This is a genomic window from Pseudonocardia sp. NPDC049154 (assembly GCF_040648315.1).
In the GTDB taxonomy this organism is placed as follows: Bacteria; Actinomycetota; Actinomycetes; order Mycobacteriales; family Pseudonocardiaceae; genus Pseudonocardia.
In genome coordinates, this window is record NZ_JBEZDN010000254.1 from 1 (window position 1) to 2,207 (window position 2,207).

The window sequence follows — 2,207 nt, forward strand, 5'->3', positions numbered from 1 at the left end:
GCCCCGGCCGCCGCGCCCACGCCCACCTGGGCGCCGCGGGAGGGCGCCGCGGTGCACCCCGGCGTCGGCACCACCACCCAGGGTGGCGGCGCCTGCACCAGCAACTTCGTGTTCCGTGGCGGCGACGGCTCGGTCTACCTCGGGCAGGCCGCGCACTGCGCGGGCACCGGCCAGTCCTCCGAGACGGACGGCTGCACCTCGGCCACGATGCCCGCCGGCACCCCGGTGACGGTGCGCGGCGACCGCGGCTTCACCGCGACCGGGACGATGGTCTACAGCTCCTGGGTCACCATGCAGCGCCGCGGCGAGACCGACCCCAACACCTGCGCCTACAACGACTTCGCGCTGGTCAAGCTGCCGCCGGAGGCCGTGGCCGTCACGAACCCGACGGTGCCGTGGTTCGGCGGCCCCACCGGCGTCGCGACGGGCGGGCTGCCGGAAGGCGCGCAGACCTTCAGCTACGGCAACTCGCCGGTCCGCGGCGGCGTGAGCGCGCTGAGCCCGAAGGCGGGGGTCAGCGCCGGCGACGTCGGCGACGGCTGGGGGCACATCGTCTACACGGTCAGCCCGGGCGTCCCCGGCGACTCCGGCAGCGCGTTCCTCGACTCCTCCGGCCGCGCGATCGGCCTGCTCTCCACGCTGAACCTGGCGCCGCTGCCGGTCAGCAACGGCGTGTCCGACCTGTCCCGGGTGCTGGCCTACGCCAACAGCCACGGCGACCTCGGCGACCTCTCGCTGGTCGACGGCACCGCGCCGTTCACCTCGACCCCGCCCGGGGTGGCCGTGGAGGACCTCGCCCCGCCGGCCGGGCCGCCGGTGGGCGCGGCCTCCTGAGCCGCGCCCGTCAGGCGTAGACGGACGGGTCGAGCGTGCCGATGTAGGGCAGGTCGCGGTAGCGCTCGCCGTAGTCCAGCCCGTAGCCCACGACGAACTCGTTGGGGATGTCGAAGCCCACGTACTTCACGGGCACCCCGACCTTCACCGCGTCGGGCTTGCGCAGCAGCGTGACGACCTCGAGCGAGGCGGGCTGCCGCGACTCCAGGTTCTTCAGCAGCCACGACAGCGTGAGCCCGGAGTCGATGATGTCCTCGACGATCAGCACGTGCCTGCCGGCGATGTCGCGGTCGAGGTCCTTGAGGATCCGCACCACGCCCGACGACGAGGTCGACGAGCCGTAGGAGCTGACCGCCATGAACTCCAGCTGCACCGGCAGCGGCACGGCCCGGGCGAAGTCGGTCATGAACATCACGGCGCCCTTCAGGACGCCGACGAGCAGCATGTCGGTGTCACGGCCGCCGGGACCGCAGAGGTCGGCGTAGTCCTTGCCGATCTGCTCGGCGAGCTCGGCGGTCTTCTCGCCGATCTGCTGCTCGGTGACCAGGACGGACGCGATGTCCTCGTCGTACACGGGGCGTGACCCTCTCGCTCGGCGGTCGTTCTGCTGGGCGCGGACGGTCAGCCCGGCCGTGCGGGTACGAGCCTTCCATGCTCGCGGACGACGTCCAACCCGCCGGGCAACCGGGGCCCGCCCTGCCCGCGCCACGCACCGACGAGGGCGTCGGCGGCGCGCAGGTGGGCGTCCGTGACCGCGGTCGCACCCGACTCGAGGAGCCACGCGCGCAGGACGCGCCTGCGGACCGCGGCGGGGACCTCTCCGAGGACGTCGACACGCAGGGTGTTCCCGTCCCGCGCCGCTTCACGCACGTGATCCGCCCATGCGGTGAGCGCCTCGTCGTCCTCGCGCAGCTGGGCGGCCGTGCGGGCCAGGGCCTCGGCGACCCCGCCGGCCAGTACGTCGTCGAGCAGCGGGAGGGCCTCGGCCCGAAGCCTCGCCCGGACGAACCGTGGGTCGGTGTTGTGCGGGTCCTCCCAGGGCGAGGGGTCACTGCCGCAGGCCTCGCGGACCCGGGCGCGGCGCAGGCCGAGCAGCGGGCGCAGCCAGGGCTCGTCCCACTCCCGCATCCCGGCGAGGGACCGCGCCCCGGAGCCGCGGCCGAGCCCGAGCAGCACGGTCTCGGCCTGGTCGTCGAGGGTGTGCCCGAGCAGGACCGGTGAGCAGGGGTGCGGGCGCGCGGCGGCCAGGGCCGCGTACCGCGCCCGGCGCGCGGCCGCCTCGGTGCCGCCCGGGCCGTCGACGGTCACCGGGTGCACCCGGGCGTCGATGCCCCGCGCGCGCAGATCCGCGGCAAGGGCTTCCGAGCGGCCGG

The 2,207-nt window shown here is 75.0% G+C and carries 3 protein-coding genes; 1 reads left to right on the plus strand and 2 read right to left on the minus strand.

All coding sequences use genetic code 11. The features are described 5' to 3' along the window. Window positions 1–834: serine protease (locus tag AB0B41_RS43100; RefSeq protein WP_358213010.1), on the plus strand; the 834-nt coding region annotated here is incomplete at its 5' end. Between the two features lie 10 nt (window positions 835–844). Here the strand turns inward: AB0B41_RS43100 and hpt are convergent. Then, window positions 845–1,408: a hypoxanthine phosphoribosyltransferase gene (hpt, locus tag AB0B41_RS43105; protein ID WP_358213011.1), complete on the minus strand. Its 564-nt coding sequence runs from the start codon at window positions 1,406–1,408 to the stop codon at window positions 845–847. Between the two features lie 47 nt (window positions 1,409–1,455). Further along, window positions 1,456–2,207: ATP-binding protein (locus AB0B41_RS43110; protein WP_358213012.1), on the minus strand; the 752-nt coding region annotated here is incomplete at its 5' end.